Annotated in this window: 15 protein-coding genes and 3 tRNA genes; all 18 read left to right on the top strand. The window is 36.0% G+C overall.

Going from position 1 to position 21,020, the window contains the following annotated elements; genetic code table 11:
* The first annotated feature begins 7 nt into the window (after positions 1 to 7).
* The 18 genes from pstB to F1644_RS16330 all read left to right on the top strand — a co-directional run bounded on the left by pstB (position 8) and on the right by F1644_RS16330 (position 20,558).
* Entirely contained in the window at positions 8 to 775 is a 768-nt protein-coding gene (pstB, locus tag F1644_RS16415) for a phosphate ABC transporter ATP-binding protein PstB (protein ID WP_027200782.1), read from the top strand.
* Positions 776 to 865: 90 nt separating this feature from the next.
* Positions 866 to 1,543, top strand: a complete 678-nt coding sequence (locus tag F1644_RS16410; protein WP_118305270.1) for a phosphate signaling complex PhoU family protein — start codon at positions 866 to 868, stop codon at positions 1,541 to 1,543.
* An 11-nt stretch (positions 1,544 to 1,554) separates the two neighbouring features.
* Entirely contained in the window at positions 1,555 to 2,238 is a 684-nt protein-coding gene (locus F1644_RS16405) for a response regulator transcription factor (protein ID WP_087420780.1), read from the top strand.
* A gap of 24 nt (positions 2,239 to 2,262) precedes the next feature.
* Positions 2,263 to 4,023, top strand: a complete 1,761-nt coding sequence (locus F1644_RS16400; protein WP_118305269.1) for a sensor histidine kinase — start codon at positions 2,263 to 2,265, stop codon at positions 4,021 to 4,023.
* Positions 4,024 to 4,181: 158 nt separating this feature from the next.
* Positions 4,182 to 4,859, top strand: coding sequence for a NigD1/NigD2 family lipoprotein (locus F1644_RS16395; protein WP_118305268.1), 678 nt, complete (start codon positions 4,182 to 4,184; stop codon positions 4,857 to 4,859).
* 172 nt (positions 4,860 to 5,031) lie between these two features.
* Positions 5,032 to 5,113 (top strand) — tRNA-Tyr (locus tag F1644_RS16390).
* Between the two features lie 7 nt (positions 5,114 to 5,120).
* A tRNA-Gly gene (locus F1644_RS16385) sits at positions 5,121 to 5,193 on the top strand.
* Between the two features lie 172 nt (positions 5,194 to 5,365).
* Positions 5,366 to 6,511, top strand: coding sequence for an IS256 family transposase (locus F1644_RS16380; protein WP_273493712.1), 1,146 nt, complete (start codon positions 5,366 to 5,368; stop codon positions 6,509 to 6,511).
* Between the two features lie 49 nt (positions 6,512 to 6,560).
* Positions 6,561 to 7,769, top strand: a complete 1,209-nt coding sequence (locus F1644_RS16375) for a site-specific integrase (RefSeq protein WP_118305543.1) — start codon at positions 6,561 to 6,563, stop codon at positions 7,767 to 7,769.
* 81 nt (positions 7,770 to 7,850) lie between these two features.
* The gene (locus tag F1644_RS16370) at positions 7,851 to 8,888 is read left to right on the top strand and encodes a BAR domain-containing protein (protein WP_118305542.1); all 1,038 of its coding nucleotides are present in this window, start codon (positions 7,851 to 7,853) and stop codon (positions 8,886 to 8,888) included.
* Between the two features lie 216 nt (positions 8,889 to 9,104).
* Positions 9,105 to 10,373, top strand: a complete 1,269-nt coding sequence (locus F1644_RS16365; RefSeq protein WP_147344527.1) for a hypothetical protein — start codon at positions 9,105 to 9,107, stop codon at positions 10,371 to 10,373.
* Between the two features lie 587 nt (positions 10,374 to 10,960).
* Positions 10,961 to 12,835, top strand: coding sequence for a DEAD/DEAH box helicase family protein (locus F1644_RS16360; RefSeq protein ID WP_118305540.1), 1,875 nt, complete (start codon positions 10,961 to 10,963; stop codon positions 12,833 to 12,835).
* A 307-nt stretch (positions 12,836 to 13,142) separates the two neighbouring features.
* Positions 13,143 to 13,340, top strand: coding sequence for a hypothetical protein (locus tag F1644_RS16355; protein ID WP_118305539.1), 198 nt, complete (start codon positions 13,143 to 13,145; stop codon positions 13,338 to 13,340).
* Positions 13,341 to 13,764: 424 nt separating this feature from the next.
* Positions 13,765 to 14,268, top strand: coding sequence for a JAB domain-containing protein (locus tag F1644_RS16350; RefSeq protein ID WP_158581835.1), 504 nt, complete (start codon positions 13,765 to 13,767; stop codon positions 14,266 to 14,268).
* 643 nt (positions 14,269 to 14,911) lie between these two features.
* Entirely contained in the window at positions 14,912 to 18,601 is a 3,690-nt protein-coding gene (locus F1644_RS16345) for a BACON domain-containing protein (protein WP_118305537.1), read from the top strand.
* A 58-nt stretch (positions 18,602 to 18,659) separates the two neighbouring features.
* Positions 18,660 to 19,295: a hypothetical protein gene (locus tag F1644_RS16340; RefSeq protein WP_118305536.1), complete on the top strand. Its 636-nt coding sequence runs from the start codon at positions 18,660 to 18,662 to the stop codon at positions 19,293 to 19,295.
* A gap of 36 nt (positions 19,296 to 19,331) precedes the next feature.
* Entirely contained in the window at positions 19,332 to 20,021 is a 690-nt protein-coding gene (locus F1644_RS16335) for a leucine-rich repeat domain-containing protein (RefSeq protein ID WP_118305535.1), read from the top strand.
* A 464-nt stretch (positions 20,022 to 20,485) separates the two neighbouring features.
* Positions 20,486 to 20,558: transfer RNA gene (locus F1644_RS16330), tRNA-Gly, on the top strand.
* The last annotated feature ends 462 nt before the right edge of the window (positions 20,559 to 21,020 follow it).

Here is a 21,020-nt window from a genome sequence, read left to right as displayed (position 1 = left end):
ATTAATCATGGTTATCACAAATCCTATATTACAACTTAAAAAAGTTTCCATTTCGTACACCCCGGGAAAAAACGCGGTAGAAGAAGTTAGCGCAGATATTGCAGAAAAGAAAATCACGGCTATCATGGGCCCCTCCGGATGTGGAAAGAGTACCTTGTTACGGGCGATCAACCGGATGCACGAATTGTACCCGGACATCAAGACCACGGGAGAGATTCTCCTGAACGGGAAAAATATATTAAAGACAAACCCCATGGAAGTACGACGCATGGCGGGAATGGTATTCCAACGCCCGAACCCGTTCCCCACGATGAGCATTTATGACAACGTGATTGCCGGGTATAAATTGAACGGGATTTCTCTTCCCAAGCAGGAAAAAGACCAGTTAGTAGAGGAAAGCCTTAAAAACGTGGGGTTATGGGACGAAGTGAAAGACTCCCTATTCAAGAAAGGGACCTTCCTTTCCGGTGGTCAGCAGCAACGGCTATGCATTGCCCGGGCTCTTTCACTAAAACCGAAGGTTTTACTAATGGATGAACCGACCTCAGCCTTGGACCCGATTGCCACCAATCGAATCGAAGAGTTGTTGCTGGATCTGAAAAACGAATTCACAATCTTGATTGTCACACATAATATGTCACAAGCTGCCCGTATATCGGATTACTCGATGTTCATGTACCTCGGTCATTTAATCGAATACGACGAAACCCAGAAGATGTTCACAAACCCAAGTGACAAACGCACGGAAGAGTACTTGACGGGGCAATTCGGATAAAATAATTTTTGATTTATGAGTTTAGATCGAACTCTCTCTATAAACACATTCCTTATTAACTTTTAGCTTATAACTTTTAGCTTACACCACATGACTACCATAAGAGAAAAATACCTGGAAAAGATTAAAGAAGACTTTGAAGTCTTATCCACCATCGTACTACAACAGATGGAACTCGTTATCACCGCAACCCACGACAACAAAGACGGTAAATTATACACGAAGATCGAACATAATGAAGTTATCATTGACGGTCTGGAAGTAAAAATCAGGGATGAAGTCATCAACTCCATCGTACTTTACTGCCCCAGAGCCAGTGATTGCCGAAAGATCATGTCCTATCATGATATGACAGCCTATCTGGAACGCATCGGTGACCTGTTGCTCAATATTGCCGACTTCCTCCGGGAAGTTGAATTACAGGGTTCCCTTTACGCATCTTTCCACCCAACCATTTTATTACAATTGGAAACGGTAAAAAAAATGACACAAAATGCTATCTTTGCCTTTACGTGTGAAGACGAGAATTTGGCAAAAGAGATTATCCGGACGGATGACCTCGTGGACAACAACCACAAAGAAATCATTCACGGGATACCTCTTCACTTTGTCGGCAAAACGATCAAAGATCAAGATATGCTGGATGCCCTTTCCCTTAGTGGGATGTCATACAACATTGAACGAATCGGGGACAACGCCACAAACATTGCTGAAGCGGCCATTTACTTGATGGAAGGGAAGAACGCAAAACATATTCATAACAACTAAATTTTAGAGCAATGGATAAACAACGGATGTTAGTGGTTGACGATGAAGAGGACCTGAGAGAAATTTTAAAATTCAACTTGGAGAGCGAAGGTTACCTAGTCGACACCGCGCCCTCCGCAGAAGAGGCTCTAAAGATGCTGACCGAGGAATATGATCTAATCCTGCTGGACGTGATGATGGGAGGAATGTCAGGGTTCAAGATGGCGGAGAAACTTCGGAAAGATCTTCACAACTCGACCCCGATCATCTTTCTGACGGCCAAAGACACGGAAAATGACATGCTCACCGGTTTCAATATCGGAGGTGACGATTATATATCCAAACCTTTCTCGATTAAGGAAGTTTCGGCAAGAGTGAAAGCCGTCTTGAAAAGAGCAGGTTCGTTGAATGCTGCCAATAAAAAACAGGTGATCGATATAGGCGAGATGCACATCGATTTAAGCACAAAATGTGTCTCCATCCACGACCGGCTCATCCCGATTACCAAAAAGGAATTTGAAATATTAAACATGCTGGCACAATCTCCCGGAAAAATATTCTCCCGCGAAGACATACTCAATAAAGTATGGAGTGACGACAGCTACGTGCTTGAACGTACCGTCGACGTACACATCACCCGACTGAGAAAAAAACTGGGCGAACAGGGAAAACACATCGCAAATCGTTCCGGGTACGGCTATTGCGTGGAACTTTAAACGTTAATACAAAAACTATTTCCAATGAAATTATCCTATAAACAGAAGTTGTTCATTTACTTCTTCATTGTATTCGCCGTCTTCACGGTTGTCATTACCTTTTTCCAACAGAACCGGGAAAAAGCCTATAAAACGGAGACCTTGCGTACCACGCTGGACGATTACTCCGACATCATCGCCCGCTATGTTCAACAATATCATCTGATAAACAACGGGCAAATGGATTCTTTAAAGAATGTACTCGTACTTATGCCCTCCAACTTACGATTAACGATAGTAGATCATGATGGTAAAGTCCTTTATGACAATAGTCTCGACAAGGAACAAGGGATCGAAAACCATTTACTGCGCCCGGAAATCCAGACGGCATTAATCCAAAAAACAGGAACTGCCATCCGGCTTTCTAAAAGTACCGGGGTCGAGTACTATTATTTTGCCAAAGACTACATGAATTATTTTATCCGGGTGGCTCTCCCTTACGACATCGAGATCCAGAACTTTTTAAAGACGGACAACATATTCCTGTATTTTATCACGCTACTATTCTTTATCACGCTGATCTCGCTGATTTATATCTCCGATCGTTTCGGGAAAGCGATTTCCGGACTGAAAGATTTTATCGTTTCGGCCGACAATCACAACATTAATTACAACAATATCCATTTCCCGAACACGGAACTGGGAGAGATCGGTGAAAAGATCATTCATAACTATCAACTTTTAGAAGAGAGCAACAAGCAGATCAACGTGGAACAGGAGAAACTTCTTCGTCACTTCCACTATTCCGACGAGGGAATTGCCATTTTCTCCGCTAACCGGGAAAAGATATATGCCAACACGCATTTTATCCAGTACTTGAACATTATCCTAGACGAACCGACATTCAAAGTCGAAAAACTTCTGGAACAACCGGATTTCAAAGAACTGAATGAATTCTTGCAAAAGAACACCCCGGTAAACCCGAATACCACCAACATCCCCGTGTACCAGAACAAGATCAGCAAGGGAGGCAAACATTTTGCCGTGAAACTACTGATTTTCACGGACAACAGCTTCGAAATCACCCTAAACAACATCTCTGATAATGAGAAAAACAGGCTCCTAAAACAGGAGATGACGAATAATATCGCCCACGAGCTAAAAACTCCTGTAAGCAGTATTCGCGGTTATATCGAGACCCTTCTGGAACAACCCAATATTACCCCGGACAAGCAACATTTCTTTTTGGAACGTACGTATTCACAAATCGTTCGCCTATCCGACTTAATCCGGGATATTGCCCTGATCACCAAGACGGAAGAGGCTTCCGAACTTTTTGACAAGGAACGAGTGAATGTTCATAACACTTTGCAGGAGGTCATTGATGACCTGCATGACCCGATCATAGCACACGGGATCAACGTGAAGAACGAAATAAATCCCCAGACAATTATCGAGGGAAATAAAACGCTGGTTTATGCTATATTCCGAAATCTCATTGAAAATTCCATCAATTACGCCGGAGACAATATCTCGATCGGGGTAAACAACTACATGGAAGACAAGGAATTTTATTATTTCTCCTACTATGACACGGGGCAAGGAATAGAAGAAAATCACTTGAACCGGATTTTCGAACGTTTCTATCGTGTATGCGAAGGACGCAGCAGGCAAAACGGTGGTTCCGGCCTGGGGCTCTCCATCGTGAAGAACGCCGTTCTTTTCCATAAAGGAGACATCTCGGCAAAAAATAGAAAAGACGGGGGATTGGAATTCCTGTTCTCACTGAAAAAAACTCTTTTCTAAATTCATAAATCCCGGCAAAAACAAGGGATCAAGGCTATCATGCGATGTATGATAGCCTTTTTCCATTGATTTTAACATTATTAGACGCAACCATTCACGCAATTATCCATCTAAGTAATGAAAACTAAAAAACAACGAGTAATAAAAAGGGGTTTAAAATGAAGAATCAAAAAGTAGTGACACTAATTATTCTTTTGCTCTCGGCAACATTCGCCTTCACATCTTGTAATGATGACGGGTATAGCTTGGACAAATTCTGGTTAGAAGTCGGTACAATTGAAAAAACAAGTGATCAGGATTACAGAATTATACTGGACAAAGGCCCTGTATTGTATCCATCCGTTTCAAATGTACCGGTACGTTACTTAGAAAATAATATGCGTGTGTACGCGGATTTTACCATCTTGCAAGATGCAAATCCGGGAAGTAGTGTAGATCATTACGTGCGAGTAAACGACCTGCAAAAGCTTCTTACCAAACCTATTGTACCCTATACCGAAGCCATTAATGACAGCTTAGGTATGGATCCGATTGAATTACCGGAATACTGGATTGCCAACGACTTTATCACCTTCCGATTCTTTTATGCCGGAGGCGCTAAAGAACACATGGTCAATCTGACAAAGCATGAAGAATTAACAGCGGACGAAAAAATCCTGTTAGAATTCAGACATAATGCATACGGAGATCCGGAAAACAAAAGTCTTTACGGTTATGTCAGTTTCCCGCTAAAAGAAGTATTTAACGAGGTAACAGATTCCGTACAGCTACACATCAAGTACAAAGGTTTCGACGAAGAAAGAACCATTGACATTACTTATCGTCCTCGTAAATAGGTCTCATAGTGACGATAAGATGTAACGAGGAGTTTTCGGTACCGAAAACTCCTCGTATTCTTTTACACTCGAAATACATTTTTTTCAAGATTTTTCCACGTAATATTTGGTAATTCCGCAAAACTACCTATCTTTGTACCCGCTTAAAACAAGCAACTGTTCTTTGAACAAAGGGGAGATACCAAAGTGGCCAACTGGGGCTGACTGTAACTCAGCTGACATCGTCTTCGTAGGTTCGAATCCTGCTCTCCCCACTTATTTGCGGAAATAGCTCAGTCGATAGAGCACTAGCCTTCCAAGCTGGGGGTCGCGGGTTTGAGTCCCGTTTTCCGCTCTCATTTTAAAGCACTTACAATCGTAAGTGCTTTTTTCATTTCAAGCAATTTTCATGGTTTTTACCCCCTCATGTAAGCAATGATGTAAGCAAATATGTAGATAGTGTTTCAAAAAGTGTGTAAATTCCGAATTGATTATTTTTGTAATGCAATTTTCAAAAATGGATAATTATGGAATTTACACATGAACAAATCTCGGAAATAATTTCCGAAATCACAAACGGTGAACTAGGTTTACAAGGCTTGGTTAAACAAGGTTTAGAGAGTTTAATGTTATCGGAACGTGATCTTCATAACGAGACACGTGGTGACGTGAGTAACGGTTTTCGTGGTCGTCGAGTATGTCATGGCGGTAAGGTCTTCGAACTTCGGGTCCCGCGTAGTCGTAACAACCATTTTTACCCGATGTTACTGGGGGTGCTAAAAGACCAGGAAGAAGAGGCTCAAAAGCTAGTGAGTAGCCTTTATTGCAGCGGTTTAACCACGGAACAGGTGGGTAAAATTTACGAGCAATTTTACGGCAAACATTACAGTAAAAGCCAGGTTAGCCGCTTGTTGAACACGGCCCGCGAGGATGTAAATGCCTGGCTAGGTCGTGAACTGGATAATCGTTACCCGATAATTTACATCGATGCCACCTATGTCCTCACCCGTCGTGATGATTCCGTTTCCAACGAGGCTTACTACACGGTTTTGGGGGTGAAAGAAGACCGAACCCGCGAGGTGCTGGCCGTGGTGAATTTCCCCACGGAAAGTGCCACGAACTGGAAGGACGTGTTTGAAGACCTCAAGGAAAGAGGCGTGGCCGTGATTGATCTCCTGGTGTGTGATGGATTGCCCGGTATTGAAAACGTGCTGGCAGAAACCTTTCCAAAAGCAGATTTACAATTATGTACCGTGCACCTGAAGAGGAATATAGCTGGGAAAGTCAAGCCCAGGGACAAGAAACAGGTCATGGAAGAACTCAAGCAGGTTTGCGCTCCCGACCAGTGGGAGATCTCCCCGGAAAAGGCTTTCGAAAAATTTAAAGAGTTTATTGCCAGGTGGCAGAAAAGTTATCCCGTTTTGAAAAGATATTGCCACGACAGGTACAGGTTCTATTTCACCTACTTCAAGTACGAGAGGGAAATCAGGGGGATGATTTACACCACAAACTGGATCGAAAGGCTGAACAGGGATTACAAGAGGGTCATCAACATGAGGGGCGCCATGCCAAACCCCCAAGCCGTTATTCTCCTAATGGGAACGGTAGCCCAAAATGCAGATATTTATAAATATCCTATTTATAATTTTTTAGAATCAAGATTATTTTATTGAACTATTTATAATTTTGCAGTCATGAGAAAAGAAGGTATTTACACACTTTTTGAAACACTATCTTTGTTACAAAATTAGGCCATTAAAAAATGGAGAATACCCCTTGATGGTTAGAATTACCAAAAATGGAAAGAGGAAATATCAGAATTTAGGTGTCTCTATCCAGCTCAAATATTGGGACTTCAAAAAGAACAAACCAAAACCCAATTGTCCAGATAGAGATTTAATCAACAAGCTCATTTTAGCGAAAGAAACAGAATACCAGCAACAGATTTTAGAACTAGCTGCAGCACAAAAACAATATACTGCGGCATCGTTGGTGGAAAACAAGCAAAAGAAGTTTCAACTAAAAACTGTGAAGGAGTTTTATCAACAACTGATCAAGGAGTTTGAAGAAAACAATAAAGTTGGCAATCGACTTATTTACAAAACATCATTCAACTCTTTAAAAGCGTTCACTAAAAGCGAGCTGAATTTCTATTTCAGCGATATTAACAAAGATTGGTTACAGGCTTATGAAAAATGGCAAAGGAATAAAGGTAATAAAGAGACAACAATCAGCTTGCAATTCAGAACCCTCAGGAGTGCATATAATAAAGCTATTGAGGAGAAGGCTGCAAGTAAAAATGATTATCCTTTTGATGATTTCAAGATCGGAAAATTTAAAACAAAAACAAGGAAGAGAGCCATATCCAAGGATGATGTGAAACAAATTATCACAACAGAATCTAATAAGGATACCCCTTTGCGGAAACTTGCAAAAGATATATTCACATTCTCTTACTTGTGTGGAGGGATTCCTTTTGTTGATATATCTAATCTAACGATGAAAAATATCCAGAGAGGAAGGCTTTTATATACCCGCCAGAAAACACATGGAGATATAAACATCCAATTGTGTGATCAAGCTAGGGAGATTATAAAGAGATATTCCTCACACCAGAAGAATGCGATTTATCTCTTCCCCATCTTGGATGCTAATATTCATAAAACTGAATTACAAAAGCAGAACAGGAGGCATAAAGTGTTGGCACAAATTAATAAAGAACTGAAAGAACTAGCCTCTGAACTTGGAATTGAATCAAAAGTGACAACCTATGTTGCAAGACATTCATTTGCAAGTGTTTTAAAGAAATCTGGGGTTAATGTAGCCTTGATTAGCGAGGCGTTGGGGCATACAGATTTAAAAACAACCCAAATTTATTTGGATAGCTTTGAGAACACCCAGATTGATGCAGCAATGCAAAATTTATTATGAACACAAATAACCTCTTATCTTCGGATTTGAGGTTATTTTTTTTACCAACAAAAAAATTTATATTTGGAAAAATCTTAGGCTATGTGTAAAGTAAAAGGAATCGCAGAAAAAGACCCTTTCTTGGGATATGTTGTTTGGATAAACGGGAATATTGTAGGAGCCCTGTACCCACTCTTGAATAAATATTTCAGGCTAGAAAAAGAAATATTCTTTCCCACCTTCTTTTATTACGAGACACAAAAACTTAATCCCTCCGCAAATGAAACTATCTACACCGCAAAATCATTCGCTGAATACTGGCAATATTACATCGAGGAAAATAACATATTCCCGTTAGTGTTTCATAATTCCACGATCCCAGAAAATTATAACACTATCCTTCAAGCAAATCATGAATATTTTGAATGTAACCAAACATTACTTTGGATATACTGGCTATTGGCTTATTTCATCACCCGTAACCCGGCACAAGAAACAATTGAACGTTCCATGAAAGATGAGAAGTTGGAAGAATTTCTATTAAACGTGAACCCTGATATGAATAACCTTCTCCGGTTCATCCAAGAGAATCAGCAATGGCTTACATATAAAAATAAAAATTCCCAACCGATACAAATAAAAACAGCCTACGGGGACATACATCTATCTAACAAGAATAATTGGTTCTGGCAGCATTTAAAAGAGTACATTCAAGAATATTGTGAACCGGAACTAGTGGATGATAATTCTCCACGTAGAGGTGCGCCACAAGACAAGGTTACGAACACCATCATTATTCAACTTTATCGGTTCTTCAAAGATCGTAGCACTGCAAAAGATGATAACAAAATATCGAAAGGAGTTTGCCTTCTCATTATCATGTTCCTTCACATAATCCACAAGATACATTGCCACACTGAAAAAGAGATAGAAGAACTTCGACAACTAAAAAAAAGAAGTGAAGGAGAAGAGAAAGAATACTATTCGAACTACCTTGACATGACAAAAATGCAGTCTGAATGGATTAAACTTGTCAGGGAACGCATTCGTGACAATATGACAGTGACAGATGACAGTCTCGTTGACTGGAACTTCAACATCCTTGTAAACCTCTCTAGCAAAGAAACAAAATACTGGTAATCAATCACTTTACTACACTTTTACAAAAGTCAGATAAATACCGGGATTATCCCCTATTTATCTGATTTTTTTATTTATCGAAAGGTTTGGCATTTGCTGCATGGAGGGTAACAAGCTGATCACTGACAAAAGACATGACAGCTTGCCCTCAAACGGGATAAAAAGGATCCGTTATTCTGAATGGGGATTATTGTTAAACAACTAATTTCAAACATTATGCTAGACAGTACAGATAAAATCGTTGATAATAATCAACAAACAGAGAGTGAGGCAAAACTAGTAATTAACAATTTAAATCCAGAAAAAATGGAAGACAAAAATAATAGTGAAAAGAATTCAGAGAGAAGTAATACAATAGTAAATAGTTTAAATAATAGTGATAGGAAGATTTCATTGGAAGAATTAATTAATGAGTTTGACTTATCAGCTACAATTAAGAGCTTATATCAAGAACTCAAAAAAGCAAAAGAAAAATTGGCGCAAGCCAAAGAAAACAGGCAAAAAAACGCACTGAGAAAAGTTGCGCGAGCCAAAAAGGCTCTAAAAGAAGAGTTACAAAAAAATCTTCTCCCCACTCCTATTGAAAAATGGAAACCAAAAGAAGAAGAGGGGAAACTGGTAATCGAAAGAAAGATAGAAATGGTCATACTAGGGTATGCTCCCTCTATAATCAACTTATCCACAACTAATGACAAGCTGGCAATGGATATTGTGAATGATGATCTACTAGAAAAAGATTCAACAAAATATCTAGCAACAGCGGATATTTTCTATCAAGAAAATATCGAATTAAGAGATCTTAACGGGAATATCATTCCTGCAAACACGGCAGATGTTTGCTATATGCTTGGAAGTGTAAAAGATCAAAGAATTATTCAAGCTATACACAAATTAAATATCGATGCTCTAGTTGAGGGGACTGATTTAAGAATCATCAAAAACATACAAAAAAGAGAATTTACCTCTATAAAAGAGCTTGCTAAATATTGCAGTACCAATACACTACTGGACAGAAGTTTAAAGGGCAAGGAAAAATTATCCTTGGCAGTTTTAGCCACAGAAGATGAATTCATCAAAAAAATTAGTGAAACTTGTGCGTCGGAAAAAATGCCAGCAAGTACAGCTATAAAGTACTATAATCTTGGAAAAAGATTTACAAACACAGAACTATGCAATGCAGCTAGAGGAATCCTCACAGGGGAATTCAAATATGATTTATCTTGTGGAGACAAGATAATAGCAGTTTTGCATGAATTAAATTTTGGAGAAGAGATCAAGAAAAGGTACATTATAGATGCTTTTGCAAGTTTCACAAAACTCCAAAATGAAAAAGAAGAACCATATGGTTTTCACACTGCATTAGAAGCTCTTAGAGCTTTTAATACCTCTGATATAAAGATAATACAAGCAACTAAAACAGATAAAGTAAACCTAATAGTTTCAAGGCTGACAGCAAGAATTCCAAAAGAAGAAATGAAAGCTTAGAATTATCAAAAGGGGACTGGCTCAACTCCTAGTCCCTTTTATCTAAATCATAATACAATGCCCTTGTTTATCTCAAAAAACAAGGTGGGGAATTATTATCCATGAGTGACCTTTCAGGGAGTTATTCAAGGTTGGATCACTATTATTTCATATCTACCCCCACCTGTCAACAAGGCAAACAAGGGGAATCATCCTTTAGCCTGTTAAATCATCAAACCTCTATAATCACGCCATCCAAAAAACAATAAAACCTATCCTCCCCTCATTTCTTAACAAATGTAAAATTTTCCCTGCATTTCACTTGGAAATGTTGTGAAGGTTATATATCTTTGTAACATAATTAAAGGATATTCTACATCCTTCCTAGATACCATTTTACAGGGCAAATTTCCATTTCTACCTGTAAATAACACCATCCAGATAGATTATATCAAAATAGATAAACCTTTACATACAGGCTTATAAGATGTTAAAAATAACTCACTAGAAGTGATGTTTACCTTCAACACTTCAACCTGTTTTATATAGTAAAAATAATGATCGAAGTGTTGAAGGAAAATTAAGAATTAACTAAATCTTAGAATTTTATGGAATGTAAAAAGTTTACATTCAAGGAAAAGTTATCAGAAACAAGGTTTCTTGATGACTTGGATTTTAATGAAGAGTTTAAAATCTACGTGGATTGTCCAACAAGTGGTGGGAAATCCTATTACATTCTCAATCATCTAAAAGAGAGGGAGATAAAAGCTGTTTTTGTTGTTGATACCATTAACTTGGCAAAACAACTATCAGCTCAGTACCAGATACCATATTACACAGCAGATCATAGAGAAGATTTCAATTCAAGTTTGATCATCACCATACAGCACCATATCCCTAAATTTGAAAGCAGGGAGACCGTGATTATTGATGAGGCTCACACTCTAGTCACACAAATTGGCTGGAAAGGGAGTACTATCGAAGAAGTGATGACTTCTCTAGAATTTTACAAGAGGATTATATTCCTCTCAGGTACACCTGTCACCAGTGATGATAATATATTTAAAGGGATGCAGGTGCTAAAAGCAAGGAAAGAGATTCCAGACAAAAGAGAGCTAGGGTTTGTCCCCTATAAAGATTTAGCAGGTGGGATTATTGAATTATGCTTGTTTGCAAGGAGGAACAACAAGATCCCTGTTATTTCTTTACTTGATAAATCCACCCTACTCCCCGAGGTTATAGGAGAATTGAAGAAGAGGGGGATTAAAAGAATTGCCGCTATTAATTCAGAAACAAAGGTTATCAAGAAAGAAGGGCAAAAGGTAGAGGAAGAGGATAAATTAATTGTCAAGGACATGGGAGCTGAAAGTGAAGGGGATAAAACCGATTACCTCTCCCAGCTAGTTAATGAATGCAGGATTGATGCAGAGGTGATCTTCACCACTTACACTCAAGGATATTCATTACTGGGAAAGAATTATTTCCTTGTTATCGCACCGGGGAAGAATAGACATACCTATGTTGACATTGTGCAAATGATGAACAGGTTTAGAGAGGATACTAGTGTTACATCTCTCATCCTCACCAATGCCACATGGGTAAAAGAAGAAGATAGTGGGATATATAATTTCCCTTCTATTTTTGATTTTCTAAAAGACCAGCTAACAACTGGTGCCAAAAAAAGGATGGATGAACTGGTGAAAATAACTAAAAGCACTAGGAAATTAAAAAGGCAGCTAAAATTACAAGCTAATGAATTTGACCAGTACATAAATGTGACCAGAGAGATTGATCACCAAGGGATAGCTTTTAGCGCTTTCAAGAAGATTAATTATACTATTTATGAACAATTACACAGGATGAATAAAGTCCTGCAATATTACAATATCACCCTATGCAATTCTGGACTTGAATCCAAACTAGTACTAGATTGTGATAATGAAGAGAACAAGGAAAATAATAATGATAATAACAAAATTGATCATGACATGAAAAAACAAGAAACATTGAAAGCTATTGATTTGTTTTACAAGTCAAAACAACACGAGACAACTACCTTCATGGGCAAAGAGTACTCTCATCCAGTCTTGGGGGTGAAGATCGACAAGGATTCCCTGCAATATACTGTGGAAAGAACTTATAAAGAACTACTTACCCTAGGTTTACAGGATGAAGAGATTAGAGAATTGCAGGAACAACACCTGCACAACACTAAAAAGATGAATCAAGTGATCGCTTGCAAGAAGATCAGGCATAGCACTGATCCCACCTTGATCACCTTCAGAACCCTCCTACTCTCAGAGTTTAAAGTGGGTGAAAGGTTAACTGGTGATGAGATCACTGAAAGGATGAACAAGTTACTTGTTAGAAACAGGATGGAAAAGATGTTACATAATAATGCTGTCCAATATTTTAGATTGTTGTTTCACACTAAAGAGTATAACAATCATGGAAGAAGTTACGAGATTATTGAAACCTTCTAACTAGTTTCAATCAATGAAAATCTTGTAAACCATCCAGATGAAAAAGTCAATGAAACAGGTGAATTTCTTTACCCCCTGTTTTGGAATAATATAGAGATTCTAATAGATAAATCTATTCAATATAAAATAGACCTCCTAGATAAGCATTTACTATATAAAAGAAGTGAAGATCACACCTATATTTAATAACTGGTAGCTCTTCACTCTTTCCCTCTCCCTACACTTCTACATGATTATTACTTTAAAAATAACAGTTTGAAATGTTGGGAGAGAATTATCATTTACTACAAACTTAAAACAAAACAACATGAAGAAAAAAGAAAAAAAAGAGAAGGAGCAATCTCCAAGTTTCGTTCCATTTAAAATAACGGAACATTACAATCATTCAACTGATATTGAATACCTCAATCATGATCTACTTCGAGAAGGTTCAGCGAAGTTATGGCAGCATTTACAAGAACTGGCAAGGAGTGGGAAACTAAAAACAATTCTAGTTGATATTTAATTCATCAAGCAATCACTGCAAAGTGGTTGCTTTTTTTATACCCATGCTATACTTCTGGTAAATAAACCTTATCCTTCTTCACCCCTCTGGCATCCATCTCTCCCATCCTTTCCCTTTTAGAATGATGATGATAAAAATTAAAAAGGAAACATTCATTCCCCCTCCTACACTTTGATTGATATATATACTATAATATATACCATTGAAGTGTTGGGAGAGGATGATTGATTAGCTTGTTATTTTTATAAAGATGGTACAAGTTGAAAATTTATCAAGCTAGATGAGTGATTAGACTATTCAACCTCACATCCCCCAGTATGACCTTAATTAAAAACAAAATGGAAGTGGGTAACTTGTTATGATATTTCATTCATGTTATCCAATTCTATTTAAAACCAGTGTCTTATCAATTAAATTTATAATCATGAATGAAAAGAATCTATCATCACCAGTTATCAATGAAACTAGAACAGGAGAAGATTATAATGATCTAACACTATTATCAGAGGTGGAGATTAAATACAAGCCAGAGGTTAAACCCAAGGATAGACCAAGGGTCACGATGGCGATGGAGGCATATAAACTCATCAAACCCTTTTTTGAAGGTTGTTTATATCACCATGAAGAGGCATGGGTGATGCTATTAAATACAAGCTGTAAAGTGTTAGGTGTCGCAAGATTGAGTGTCGGGAATCAAGAGCATACGATTATAGATCCCAGAACCACCTTGCAATTGATGATAAAAACCAATGCAGTCAATCTAATTATATTCCATAACCACCCAAGCCAGAGTTTGGCTTTCAGCCCAGGGGATATAAAAATAACCAAGAACATGATGGAGGCTTGCAAGCTGTTAAACATGAATTGTCTGGATCATATTATCGTGGGGGAAGATGGTTATTCCAGCTATTCAGAGGAAGGTTACTAGGAGGAATAATTATATTCAAAATAGATGAGAGATAAGAAATTTGAAAGGAATTTAAAATGGTACATGGTGATGTTTCTGATCACTTTCATGGGTTATATTATTGCCTTGTTCACCATCTATCCCAGATCAGCAATAGTGGAATCTTGTGCTGTTTTTATCTTTTTTATAATCCTGTTACTATCCAAGAGAGGGTAAGGATTTTCACCTCTCTGGTTGTTTATATTGAATAGACAGCCATAGAGGTGAATTGTAGAATGGTTATATATTAAGAGTGAGAGGAAGTTATTCACATTGAAATTTAATACTTTTGCCATACAGCCACCCCTGTTGAGCGTTTGTAGAATGCTAATTATTATTTACATTTGTGGTGTCCTTTGGAGTGATCTAGAGGGCAGACATATTAATAAGAAGTGTTTGGTTTTATCCTTTACAAGAAAATCGCCAATTTTTAAGTTACAGGGATAAACGGTACAAACGCTCATGCTTGCCATATATAATTTCTCAATATATAATGGTTTAGTGTGGGGTGGCTGTTTATTTGTAACTGGGTGTTTGGCGATACCTCTTGTAAAATAAACCAGCAATTCCCACACTTCTTTTTATATTAATTACTCTTGGGGGATTGGAGTAAAAATATAAAAATATGAACAAATTCATTTTCTCTTTTATCCTATTAGCCACATTTTTCATCAGTTGTGGCAAAGATAGTGGAACAAACGATCCTAACAATCCAAATGGAAATGGAGGGGAACAACCAACTCTAACTCTCTCTCTTACTGAACTCACTTTCAAATCAGCAGGAGAAGAAAAAACATTCACCATTACTTCCAATTCAAACTGGACTATTACGAACCCAAGTACATGGTGTAAAATTGATCCAATACAAGGCAATAGCAATACCACAATAACAGCTATTGCTGATCCCAGTGAAGAATATGATGATAGAAACTTCAATCTAACTATCAAAGCTGGGGAGATAACAAAAGCTGGGGAGATAACAAAAGTTGTGACCGTCACCCAGAAGAAAAAAGATGCGATTATTCTAACCAAAGAAAAATATGATATTCCAACAGAAGGAGATAACATTACGGTTGAAATTAAAAGTAATATTACCTATTCCACCATTATCCCAGAGGAACACAAAGAGTGGATTAAACAAGTGGAAACAAATCAACTTGGAAGAGGATTAGAAACAAAGAACCTCAATTTTGAAATATCAGCAAACCCCAGTACGGACAAAAGAGAAGGGATTATTGTAATTAAAGACAATAGTAGCTCTTTGGCTGATACAATTCATGTTTATCAAGCCCAAAAAGATGAATTGATTCTTACACAAGATACATATTACGTTTCTTCAGAGGGAGAGAATATAAATGTAGAATTAAAAAGTAATGTAGATTATGATGTAATCATTCCAGAAGATGTAAAAGATTGGGTTACACAAATTACAAGTCGAAGTTCAAGAGTTGATAGGTTGATATTTAATATTGCTCAAAACCAGACATATGATAACCGCTCTACAAAAGTAATTATCAAGGATAAGAATAGTGAACTTGCAGATACATTATATATAAATCAAACCCAGTTAAATGCCCTTATTTTAACACAAAGCACATATGAAATCCCTGCAGAAGGACAAAATATTAAAGTTGAGATTAAAAGTAATATTAAATATGAATTTATCATACCAGACAAGACAATAGAATGGATTAAACAAATTCAATCCAGAGCATTAACAACAAATATTATCAACCTAAGCATATCTGAGAACACATCATATGAACAAAGGACAGCAGAAATCGTTGTAAAAGATAAGAATAGTAATTTATCCGATACCATACGAATTACCCAGAAACAAAACAACGCAATTATACTAACACAAAAAAAATACAATATTCCAGCAGAAGGGCAACAAATATCTATTGAAATAAAGAGCAACATTGAATATGATATTTGGCTTTCTCCTGATGCAGAAAAATGGGTAGAAAAAATTGATCTATCTAGAGCTTTGACAACAAACACTCTAAATTACAACATATTACCTAATACTACTTATAATGAGCGCAAAGCAGAAATTATTATAAAAGATAAAGGTGGTGATTTGTCTGATACAGTGAAAATTGTACAATTGCCTAAAAGTGATACTTTTATAGGAGATGTGATATTTATAACAGAGCAAGATTTGATTGATTTCAAGGAAAAAGGATATAAAAAAATAAAAGGGAATCTGACAATTGAAGGGGAAAAATTAAAAACATTACAAACTCTTGATAATCTTATTACAGATATTGAAGGAGATCTTACCATTCAATGTGATAACTTAACCACATTTGACGGATTAAAAAATCTCACCAAAATATCTGGAAATTTCAATCTATACCGAGGGAACATCGCAAATATGGATGGCTTAAATTGTTTAAATTATATTGGTGGGGATTTTGAAATTTCTCCTGGAAGTTTAGGAGCTTTAATTACATTTGACGGATTAAATAAATTAAATACTATCAATGGAAGTTTTGAAATAAAAGCTATCCCCACGAAATATGATACCCCGCAACTAAAACTAAATTCTTTTAGTGGTTTAGAAGGCTTAAAGGTCATTGGTGAAAATTTCTACATAGAAGGAGGGGCAAATAAGAATAATTTATCAATAAATTCATTTGGAGGCCTAGATAACCTATCTACAATCGGAGGCGATTTTAGCATAAAAAATGCCCAAATTCCAAAATCTTTTGATGGAATAAGTAACTTAACAGTTATTGGACTAAGTTTCCGACTTCAAAACTTAAACTTAAAAGACTTTACAGGATTAAAAAGTCTAAATTCAATTGGAGAAAATTTAATAATAGATGGCATTAATAATGATTTCGAATCTTTTGGGGGATTAAATAAATTGAAATCAATTGGAAAAGATTTAGAACTTATAGGAGGTTCCTCCGTGCAATATGAAAATACATTTCTTTCCTTTATATCATTCAATGGCCTCAATAATTTAGAAACAATAGGAGGAAATTTCAAACTTAGAGGTAGTTATCACGAAGGATATTCTTCTTTTAATCAATTGAATTCATTTAAAGGATTAGAACAATTAAAAAACATTGGAGGAAACTTTACTATTACAAGTGGAAGTCAAAAAGCTTTTAATTCCTTATCTTCTTTTGAAGGATTAAATAATTTAGCATCTATTGGAGGAAATTTTGATTTATCTTTTACCTCTGATGCAATAACTTCATTTGGAGGATTAGAAAATTTAACATCAATTGGTGGTGACTTTATTGTTGGAGGTAGTTATAACAATAATAACACATTCCATTCACACAATTTCACTTCATTATCCTCATTTAAAGGTTTAAGCCAATTAATAACTATCGGACACAACTTCATAATTAAAGGGGATACTGGATACAATTCAAATTCTACATTAAATTCATTAACTTCATTTGAAGGATTGGAAAAACTAACCTCTATTGGCGAAAATTTTATTATTCAAGCAAGTAATTACAACAAAGCCTCAAAAGGAAGTCTGAATAACTTAACCTCGTTCAATGGACTAAACAATTTACACCATATCGGAGGAATATTAAAAATTATCGCTTCAGGCAAAGATGAATATAATCCATCTTTAAATTCCTTTACATCATTTGAAGGATTAGAAAACATAACTATGCTTGGAGGATTAGAATTAGACATCAGTGCTCCTCTTAAAAAATTCACTTCATTCAAGGGTTTAAACAATCTAGAAACAATTAATGGTAATTTCATTATTACTGCCGACACATGGAATAGTCAATCTGAATTGGCATCTCAACCTATGCTTTCATTCACATCGTTTAAAGGACTAGAGAAATTAACTTTAATAAATGGAGACTTTGAAATTAATGCTTTAGATTACCATTGTTTGAATACATTGTCATCTTTCGAAGGATTGTCTTCTTTAAATAGAATTAATGGCAATTTCAAAATAAATTCAAAATACGGTGGTTCTTTAACCACACTCACTTCATTACAAGGTTTAGAATCATTATCATCCATAAAAAACCTTAGCATTAACCAATATTCATTACTAACATTAAATGGTCTTGACAACTTAAAAACAATAGATGATAAACTAATAATAACAGGATGCCATAGTTTAAATAATATTGCAGCTTTAAAAAGTTTAATTACAATAAAAGATATTACTATAATCCAATGCCCATTATTATATAATTTCTGTGCAATAAAAAACGTAGTTAAAGACACTGATTGCAATTTTTACACAGAAGGTAATGGATACAACCCCACTAAATACCAATTATTAAACGGAGAATGCTCCAAACTACCAGAAGAATAAAAATTACCACTCCTAACTTTATTAAGGTTAGGAGTTTATAACATTCAAATTCACCATTATGTCCTATCAACAATTTAAAAAAGATATTGAAACAAGAAAAGAGGCAATACTAAGCGCATATAACTCAGTTCAAGATTGCCATATAAAGCCATTAGAACTAATTTACATACACCCTGATTTAAAAAAGATTTTCCAAAATACAAATCCCAGTAATCCAAATGAAGTAAAATATATCATTGCCTTACTTCCTTATAATCATTTATGGGGTTCATATCGCCATTCACACATTGAATTATTTGGATTTTTTGATGCAGAATACAATAAAATTCCAACCATTCCACTTGTAGATGAATGGGAAATATGTGGGATAAAAGAACATGGAGGTTTAAATGCTTGGGAATGGGTAAGAGCTAATTTAGTAATTAGAAATTTACCCTTGTTTACTGAAAAAGAAATTGAAATCCCTAACAATAACAATGGAGTGACTGATGTACAAACTTCTTTTAATATTATCTGGGAATATATTGGTAAAGATAAAATTCCCACTTCTGTTACATCCATAGAAGAACTTCAAGCAACAATCGAACAACTACAATCTGAAAATCAAAAACTCAAAGAAAATTTATCCATATCCAATGGGAAGTTTGAAAAGATTCTCGCTATTATAAATGACCAAAGGAATATTAATATCTAAATAATTATATCTATAACCAATTTAAAATTACACATCATGAAAAAGATTTTTACTTTATTAGTTATGGTTGCTTTAGCAGCTTGTTGGACATCATGCTCTGATGACGATGACAAAAATGAACCAGATCCAACAATTCCCACAATGAATGAGATTATTCTCTCTATTGAAACTGGATCTCATCCTATTAAGTTTTTTAAACCAGACTATATTGGTGAGTTTGGAGAGGAATGGGAAGAAGAAATATTACCATATATCCAAGTTCCACAAGATTTAGAAATAAACTGGGGGGATGGGCAAACAACCAATTCAACAACACATCAGTATGAGATAGAAGGAACATATCAAATCACAATTAAAGGAACCAATCTAACTTCTTTCATTTTTGAAAATGAACAAGTGAAAAATATTGATGTGACCAAAGCACCTAATCTAGTAGTTTTGTCGCTTTACCTCAATGAAATCAATAAACTTGATATTAGTAAGAATACAAATCTAACCTATCTTATGTGTACTAATAATGAATTATCTTCATTAGATATAAGTAATAATCTCACATTAAAACTTCTTGATTGCTCTGACAACAATCCTTTCTCTGAAACATCTTTCAAGGAATTACTAAATGATTTGCCTAATAGAAATAATAGTAGTAAAGGATATTTATACATTGATAATCCTAATAATTGGGATGTTTCCACTGCAGAAAATAAAGGTTGGCAAGTAAATTAACACCAATATAAAATCTACTCCCAATACTCACACTATTGGGATTTTTTTTCATTAAATCCCTATTCCCCTTCACAACAATCAAAACCAATCAATAACTTTAAAAATAATAATCTATGAGCAACACTAGCTAAATACCAACCACCAACACTTCAATCTGTAATATATAAGATATAAATACCATTGAAGTGTAGAGGATGAGATAATTAGTAGAACATCATTTTTACTCATTTTTAGTAAAAAAATTTATCATAAAAATTATCTTCAACTAGGTAAAAACATCACAAATTTTGCATGATTTTGCCCAAAAAACGAGGTAAAAAGCACACCTATCAAACAATTGATTTACAAATAATTATATTATCAATAACCAGATTTCTATTTTACATTTGATGTAAGCAATCATGTAAGCAAAAGAGGGAAAAAAAAGTTTAACTCATTTGTAAGTGGTTATAAATAAATAGATTGCGGAAATAGCTCAGTCGATAGAGCACTAGCCTTCCAAGCTGGGGGTCGCGGGTTTGAGTCCCGTTTTCCGCTCTCATTTTAAAGCACTTACGAAAGTAAGTGCTTTTTTCATTTCTGGCCATTTTCATGGTTTTTACCCCCTCATGTAAGCAATGATGTAAGCAAAATCCCCCCCCCATGTAAACCAAGATGTAAACCAAATCATTATCCGGCTCCCCATGTGAGCATTAAAATAAAAGAAGTAATGGTAATCCTACCGAGAATGAAGAGAGAAGGTTCCTCTTTTTCGAAACTGATTCAGAGCTTACTCGTGGCTCATGCAGCCCGGATAGAATAAACTCCGCTTAAGCTCTGAATAAGCAACGAACGAGAGGTAGTTTCTCGATTACTTCACGGTTAGATTACGCCTAGTTCTCTACATAAACTGGAAGGCTAAACAAAATAAATTCGTGCATTGTAGTTTCCTGAAATTGGTTTACTCGATTTCAGGAAACTACAGGGAACTTCAAAGGAACTTTCTACTGTACAGAGGTC

The organism is Butyricimonas paravirosa (assembly GCF_032878955.1).
In the GTDB taxonomy this organism is placed as follows: domain Bacteria; phylum Bacteroidota; class Bacteroidia; order Bacteroidales; family Marinifilaceae; genus Butyricimonas; species Butyricimonas paravirosa.
Note: the sequence above shows the minus strand (reverse complement) of the source record. Positions and strands in the feature narration are given on the sequence as shown.

Coding starts and splice junctions, on each gene's coding strand:
- F1644_RS16395 (WP_118305268.1), top strand. CDS start 4,182: ATGAAGAATCAAAAAGTAGTGACACTAATTATTCTTTTGCTCTCGGCA.
- F1644_RS16410 (WP_118305270.1), top strand. CDS start 866: ATGACTACCATAAGAGAAAAATACCTGGAAAAGATTAAAGAAGACTTT.
- F1644_RS16370 (WP_118305542.1), top strand. CDS start 7,851: ATGTGTAAAGTAAAAGGAATCGCAGAAAAAGACCCTTTCTTGGGATAT.
- F1644_RS16400 (WP_118305269.1), top strand. CDS start 2,263: ATGAAATTATCCTATAAACAGAAGTTGTTCATTTACTTCTTCATTGTA.
- pstB (WP_027200782.1), top strand. CDS start 8: ATGGTTATCACAAATCCTATATTACAACTTAAAAAAGTTTCCATTTCG.
- F1644_RS16345 (WP_118305537.1), top strand. CDS start 14,912: ATGAACAAATTCATTTTCTCTTTTATCCTATTAGCCACATTTTTCATC.
- F1644_RS16340 (WP_118305536.1), top strand. CDS start 18,660: ATGTCCTATCAACAATTTAAAAAAGATATTGAAACAAGAAAAGAGGCA.
- F1644_RS16405 (WP_087420780.1), top strand. CDS start 1,555: ATGGATAAACAACGGATGTTAGTGGTTGACGATGAAGAGGACCTGAGA.
- F1644_RS16355 (WP_118305539.1), top strand. CDS start 13,143: ATGAAGAAAAAAGAAAAAAAAGAGAAGGAGCAATCTCCAAGTTTCGTT.
- F1644_RS16365 (WP_147344527.1), top strand. CDS start 9,105: ATGCTAGACAGTACAGATAAAATCGTTGATAATAATCAACAAACAGAG.
- F1644_RS16335 (WP_118305535.1), top strand. CDS start 19,332: ATGAAAAAGATTTTTACTTTATTAGTTATGGTTGCTTTAGCAGCTTGT.
- F1644_RS16380 (WP_273493712.1), top strand. CDS start 5,366: ATGGAATTTACACATGAACAAATCTCGGAAATAATTTCCGAAATCACA.
- F1644_RS16360 (WP_118305540.1), top strand. CDS start 10,961: ATGGAATGTAAAAAGTTTACATTCAAGGAAAAGTTATCAGAAACAAGG.
- F1644_RS16350 (WP_158581835.1), top strand. CDS start 13,765: ATGAATGAAAAGAATCTATCATCACCAGTTATCAATGAAACTAGAACA.